Genomic DNA, 6,000 nt, shown 5'->3' with positions numbered 1-6,000 from the left:
GAGGTGGAAGTGGTTGGTTTCCTCCTTCGCCCCCCCCCCCCTGGGGAGAGAGACGTGAGGCCACTCCCCCGTCTGTGGAACAAAGGGGGGGCACCCCCCCCCCCAACAAAAGCACCCCCCCGGGGGGGCCTCCCGCCCCCCTCAGGCCACTGCCTCAGGCCGCTACCTCACACCGGCACCTCAGACCGGCACCGCGGCCCGCCGCGCCGCCACCGCGCCCCGCGCCTCCGCGACCGCGAGGCCCGTGACCGCGACCAGCATCAGCACCGTGCCCGCGACGGTCGCCGCCGTGAGGGCCTCGCCGAGCAGGGCCACCGCGATCACCGCGGCGCTGACCGGTTCCAGGAGCATGATCACGGAGACGGTCGCGGAGCGCACGACAGCCGCCCCCGCGAAGTAGAGCGCGTACGCGACAGCCGTCGGCACGGCGGCGATGTACAGCAGATAGGCGCCCACGCGCGCGGGGTCGGCGGTGTGCGGCACCAGGCCCTCGGCCGCCGCGCCCGGCAGCAGGCAGAGCGCGACGACCGCGAACGCCCAGACCGTCGTGTCCGAGGAGTCGGCTCCGCCGTCCCGCCCCCACCACCGCGTCACCAGCGTCATGGCGGCGTACGCGGCGGCGGACACGAGCCCCCAGACCACGCCCAGCGGCTGCACGGTCGCGCCGCCGCCACCGAGGACGAGCACCATGAGCCCGGCCAGCGCGCCGAGGACGGCGACGGCTCCGCCGCGCCCGAGCCGCTCCCCCATGGTCAGCCGCGCGCCGAGGGCGATGAGGACGGGCCCCGAGCCCATGGTGACGACGGTGCCGACCGCGAGGCCGGTCGTCTCGACCGCCGCGAAGTAGGCGGTCTGGAACACCGCGAGGGCCACGCCCGTGACGACGATCCGGCGGACCCTGCGGCCCAGCGGCTCGCGGGCCGCCCCCGACACGTACGGCTTCTTGCGGCTCGGCCGTACCGCGCGGGTGGCGAGCAGCAGGACGAACCCGCCCGCGCACCGCCAGAAGGAGAGGCCGACCGGCCCCATGTCACTGGCCTGGAAGACGAGCGCGGCGGCCGCGCCTGCCGTGCCCCAGGCGACTCCGGCGACGATCAGATAGACGAGACCTCGCCCGACGGGCAGGCCAAGGACAGCATTCGACACGTTCGACACGTGATTTCTCCGCAGAAGAGGAGGGACATGTGCTCCGTCTGCGGGCAGCACCGTTCCGCCCGGCCATCGGCCTGGGCGTGATCCGTGGGCGTCCCGCGCTAGAAGGCGGGAGGCGGGAGAACGAGCGCTCGTGCGTGCATGATCGGCAGCCTAGGTCGCGCTGCCGCTGCGCGCCAACTCCGTTCCGGATGCCGGAACGGAGTCCCCGCCGTCCGGCCGGCCCGGCCGCGAGGACTGCGCGATGAACGCGCCGCCCAGGACGACGGCACCGCCGACGATCTGCGGCGCCGAGAGGTGCTCGCCGAGGACGACCCAGGCGAGCGCGGTCGCGATGACGGCTTCGAGGCAGGCCACGACGCCGGCCACCTGCGGGGAGAGCCTGCGCACCGACAGCACCCCGGTGACGTACGCGACGACCGTCGCGACGAGCACGATCCAGCCGAGCAGCACCCAGGCGGGGACGGCCGAGCCGTCCAGGTCGGCGCTGCCCGCGAGCACCGGCCAGTCCATGCCCCACGGCCGCGCAACGACGGTCAGCACGGCGGTACCGACGAGCAGGCCGTACGCGATGACGCCGAGGGGGGCGGGGGCGTCGTCGCCCGCGTCGCTGCCCTGGTCGGACAGGACGAAGTAGCCGACCTGGCAGCAGGCGGCGCCGAGCGCGAGCAGGAGTCCGACGGCGTCGAAGCTCAGCCCCGCCCACACCTCGACGACGCAGGCGAGGCCGCCCACCGCGAGCACGACGCCGAGCGCCGCCGCCCGCGTCACCGGCTTGCGCTGCACGAAGCGCACCCAGCCGAGGACCAGCGCGGGGGCGAGGTACTCGATCAGCAGGGCGACGCCGACGGGGATACGGGAGAGCGCGGCGAAATAGCAGGCCTGGACGCCCGCGACGGCGAGGAGGCCGAACCCGGCGAGCAGCGCGGGCCTGTCCCGCACCAGCGAACGGTGGCGCCAGGCGACGGGCAGCATCAGCAGGGCCGCGCCCGCCACCCGCAGCCACACCACGTGGAGGGGGTCGAGCCCCGCTTCGATCAGCGGCTTGGCCGCGACGCCTGAGCCGCCGAAGGCGACCGCGGAGACCAGGGCGAGCCCGAGGCCGACACCCCGCCCCTGGTTCCCGCGGCCCTTCCGGCTCTCCTGAATCCCCTGAGACGCTTGCACCGGCACATCATGACAGGCGGTGTCATGAGCGTCATCCGCGATGACCCCTGTCTCAACCGGCGGACGTCCCGCGCCTCACGCGCGCCCTGAGCCGGCGTCCCCGAGGTAGCCGTGGTCCCCGGACGCGTACTGCCGGCAGCCCGCCTCGACGCGCCGCAGCAGGCCCTCGACGTCGACTCCTGCCCGCCCGAGGACCTCGACCGCGCGGCATTCGGCGTCGGCGGCCAGACCCGCGAGGAGGTCCATGCCGAGCGGGTGCGCGTCGCCGCGCAGTTCGGCCCGCTCCAGGGCGACCTCCATCGCGAGGACGGCGGTCGGCGACCAGCCCGCCTCCTTCGCGGACGCCACCACGGGCACCGCTCCGGAGTCCTCGACCGTGCCCTGCCACTGGAGGCCGTAGCCGATGCTGCGCTGGACGAGGTAGCCGAGCAGGCGCACCACCTGGGCGCCGTTCTCGAAGACCGCGCGCACCTCGGGGTCGGACTCCAGCAGGGAGTGCAACAGGTGGGCGGTGTCGATCTGCCGGTCCCCGTCACGTACCGCCCTGCGGCGCGCGCCGGCCACTACGGAGGCCAGTTCGGCGCTGAGTCGGGACTCGGGTTCTGCACGGATCAAGCCGGGTTCTGCTCCCGGCGGGGTACGGCTTTGCACATCTCCCACCACATCAACCCCCAGTCGCGTACACATCGGCGGCGGGAAGCATCTTCACGTCCGACACAAGTTGGGCACTGGTGCGACGGTTGTCCTCCTTACGGATGAGATCCGGCAGATCTGTCCGGCGCGGCGCGCGCCGCCTTGCCCGGCGCCCCAGGGGCAACCATGGTGTGCCGCCGCACGTCTGAAAGACATGGAGAGCAGGTCCTGGATGGTCGCCCTGCCGGCGATCGACGGCAGGCAGTACGTGTACCGGGTCTACGCCCCTGACGACGCGCTGCCCGCCGATCTGTTCTGGGACGCCTGGCACTGCCATGACGAAGGACCTTTCCCCAGGGCCTCGGACCTCTTCGACGCGGCGGTGATACGCCGGGTCGGCTGACCGTACGAGTACCCCGGAAACCCACGGCCTCGCAGCGGCCCGCACTCCTGGTCGCGCTCCGGCCGCATACGGGGCCGGCCCCCGCGCACGGGATCAGCCGGCCCGCGTACGCGACGCGGTCAGCCCGCCCACGTACGGGATCCGGCCGACCCGCGTACGGCATCGGCCGGGCCACACACAGATTCAGCCGGCCCGCATACGGACCAGCTCGCCCGCCTACAGGTTCAGCCGGCCCGCGTACCGACCACGACCGTCGCGTACAGCTCCTCGTTCTCGACGACCGACGCCGTCAGGCCCGCCCGCTCGACGGCGGCCACGGCCGCGGGGATCTGCCCCTCGCTGGTCTCGAACAGCAGATGCCCGCCGGGTGCCAGCCATCGCGGCGCCTGCGCGGTCACGCGGCGCAGCACGTCGAGCCCGTCGCTGCCGCCGTCGAGCGCCACCCGCGCCTCGTGCTCGCGCGCCTCGGCGGGCAGCAGGCCGACCTCGGCGGTCGGTACATAGGGGACGTTGGCCAGCAGGATCTCGACGCGGCCCCGCAGTTCGCGGGGCAGCGGGTCGTAGAGGTCGCCCTCGTAGACCCGGCCGCCCGTGGCGGCGACGTTGCGGCGGGCGCAGCGGACCGCCGCCGGATCGATGTCGGCGGCGTGCAGTTCGACCCGGTCGAGGCCCGCGGCGAGCGCCGCGCCGAGCGCGCCGGACCCGCAGCACAGGTCGACGACGAGGGCCTCGCGGCCCGCGAGGGCGGCCGCCCGGTCGACGAGGAACTCCGTGCGGCGGCGCGGCACGAAGACCCCCGGGTCCACGACGACCCGCAGACCGTGGAACTCGGCCCAGCCGAGGACGTGTTCGAGGGGCAGCCCACCGGCCCTGCGCCGCACCATGGCGGAGACCTCGGCCGGGGAACTCGCGGTGGAGAGGAGCAACTCCGCCTCGTCCTCGGCGAAGACACAGCCGGCGGCGCGCAGCGCGGTGACGACGGAGGAGTACTGAGAGGGGGTGAAAGAAGAAGTGACCGACATGCGAAGAAAACCTTCCGGGGATCCCGATGGGGCTCCCTCGGGTCACCTATGCCGGGTGAACCGCGCGGTCGCGAGAAGAGAGCACCCGACCTGCTGTTGCGGTAATGGGTCTCACCTCCGGGGTTTGCCGCCTGCGTCCGTCACAGGGCACCGGAACAGTACCTCACCCGCCTGGGGGCCGGACACACGCGGCCCGGTGGCCGGCGGGCGGTTCCGCTCGACCGACCGGAACTGACGGCCCGTCAGTATTGAATGTTCCGGGCCCCGCCGCTACGTTCCGCGACACCGCAGCTGCGGCCGTCGCAGCGCCCGACGCGAAGAGGTGCCCGCATGGCCGAAGTCAGCGCGGAAGCACGGATGGAGGCGCCCGCGGAGAAGGTCTGGGCCCAGCTCACCGACTTCTCCTCGTACGGCGAGTGGAACGCCACGCACACCGGCTTTCCCCGGGGCGGTCCCGCCACGCTGGAGGTGGGCGCCACCTTCATGGAGAACATGAAGCTGATGGGATTTCCCGCCGAGGTCGACTGGACCATCGACGAACTGGAGCCCGCCCGCGCCCTCGCCATCTCGGGGAAGGGTCCGATGGGCGTCAACGTCAGCACCCGCTACACCCTCACCCCCGACGGCACCGGAACACTGGTCCGCATCGACGGCGAGTTCACCGGCGCCGCGGTCTCCCTGATGGCGGGCAAGCTGAGGGACTCGGCGACCGCCGCCCTCGACGAGTCGCTGCGCAAGCTGGGCGGCCTGGTCTCGTGACGAAGCGCCCCGCACGGCGTGTGCGGGGCGCTTCATCTGCGGGGAGAGCCGTCGGCTCGGACCCCGTCAGTCCTCATCGGCGAGGATCAGGTACAGCTTCTTGCGGGCGTCGTTGATGACCGTGACGGCCTTGTCGCGCTGCTCCTTGTTGCCGGCCTTCCAGACCTGACCGAAGGCCTCCATCAGGCCCATACCGGCCTGGCGGATCTCGTTGAGCGTCTCCCAGTCGACGCCGCGCCCGGCCTCTTCCCAGGGCGCGTCGGGACCTTCGTCCGCCGCCTCACGGCCGGCGTCGGTGAGCGAGAAGAGCTTCTTGCCGCCCTCGCTCGCGCTGCTGATGAGGCCCTCGTCCTCCAGGAGCTGGAGGGTCGGGTAGACCGAACCGGGGCTGGGCTTCCACGCCCCGCCGCTGCGCTCGGCGATCTCCTGGATCATTTCGTAGCCGTGCATGGGCCGGTCCTTCAGCAGGGCCAGGATCGACGCGCGTACGTCGCCGCGCCGCGCCCTGCCGCGCCCGCCCCGCCCTCCGGGACCGCCGCCCCAGGGACCACCGGGCCCCCCGAAGCCGGGCCCGAAGGGACCGAAGGCGCCGCGCAGCGACTCGAACCCTCCGAAGCCACCACCTTCGCGGCCGAAGCCCTCGCGCCCCTGCGGGCCGCCTCGGCGACCGCGTCCGTGCTCGTGTTCAAAACCGTGGGAACGCATGACGATCACTCCTTTTGAGTACCTGTTGCTCTCATCTCCGGCCATCCCCGACCAACGATCATCAACACTCAATCGTTGATCGCTCGCGTATCAATCGCGATGCCTCAACGATATATCGGAAGAGTTCGCCGAGCAACCCCCAGGTGTCACGCGGTCTCA

7 protein-coding genes are annotated in these 6,000 nt (G+C 72.7%); 2 read left to right on the top strand and 5 right to left on the bottom strand.

What is annotated here, in order from left to right; all coding sequences use genetic code 11:
* Positions 1 to 180: 180 nt before the first annotated feature.
* From ACZ6JY_RS40235 to ACZ6JY_RS40225, 3 genes are all read right to left on the bottom strand, one after another.
* On the bottom strand, positions 181 to 1,146 hold the full coding sequence (locus ACZ6JY_RS40235) for a DMT family transporter (protein WP_469204504.1): 966 nt from the start codon (positions 1,144 to 1,146) through the stop codon (positions 181 to 183).
* 159 nt (positions 1,147 to 1,305) lie between these two features.
* Positions 1,306 to 2,319, bottom strand: a complete 1,014-nt coding sequence (locus tag ACZ6JY_RS40230; RefSeq protein WP_469204500.1) for an EamA family transporter — start codon at positions 2,317 to 2,319, stop codon at positions 1,306 to 1,308.
* Positions 2,320 to 2,394: 75 nt separating this feature from the next.
* Positions 2,395 to 3,006 carry a peptidase gene (locus ACZ6JY_RS40225; RefSeq protein ID WP_469204498.1) on the bottom strand — a complete coding sequence of 204 codons (612 nt, stop codon included), beginning with the start codon at positions 3,004 to 3,006 and terminating at the stop codon, positions 2,395 to 2,397.
* Positions 3,007 to 3,166: 160 nt separating this feature from the next.
* Between ACZ6JY_RS40225 and ACZ6JY_RS40220 the strand changes: the two genes are divergently transcribed.
* Positions 3,167 to 3,355, top strand: coding sequence for a hypothetical protein (locus tag ACZ6JY_RS40220; protein WP_469204496.1), 189 nt, complete (start codon positions 3,167 to 3,169; stop codon positions 3,353 to 3,355).
* Between the two features lie 224 nt (positions 3,356 to 3,579).
* Here ACZ6JY_RS40220 and ACZ6JY_RS40215 read toward each other — a convergent pair whose 3' ends face one another.
* The gene (locus ACZ6JY_RS40215; RefSeq protein ID WP_469204494.1) at positions 3,580 to 4,377 is read right to left on the bottom strand and encodes a putative protein N(5)-glutamine methyltransferase; all 798 of its coding nucleotides are present in this window, start codon (positions 4,375 to 4,377) and stop codon (positions 3,580 to 3,582) included.
* Between the two features lie 330 nt (positions 4,378 to 4,707).
* Here ACZ6JY_RS40215 and ACZ6JY_RS40210 point away from each other — a divergent pair, with 330 nt between their 5' ends.
* Positions 4,708 to 5,136 (top strand): type II toxin-antitoxin system Rv0910 family toxin, encoded by a 429-nt coding sequence (locus tag ACZ6JY_RS40210; protein WP_469204492.1) that lies wholly within the window; start codon positions 4,708 to 4,710, stop codon positions 5,134 to 5,136.
* A gap of 66 nt (positions 5,137 to 5,202) precedes the next feature.
* Here the strand turns inward: ACZ6JY_RS40210 and ACZ6JY_RS40205 are convergent, their stop codons facing one another.
* Positions 5,203 to 5,841 (bottom strand): PadR family transcriptional regulator, encoded by a 639-nt coding sequence (locus ACZ6JY_RS40205; RefSeq protein ID WP_469204490.1) that lies wholly within the window; start codon positions 5,839 to 5,841, stop codon positions 5,203 to 5,205.
* Between the last annotated feature and the right edge of the window lie 159 nt (positions 5,842 to 6,000).

This window comes from Streptomyces sp. NPDC046335 (assembly GCF_055587985.1).
The sequence above is the reverse complement of the archived record's forward strand: the minus strand, read 5'-3'. Positions and strand labels throughout refer to the sequence as shown.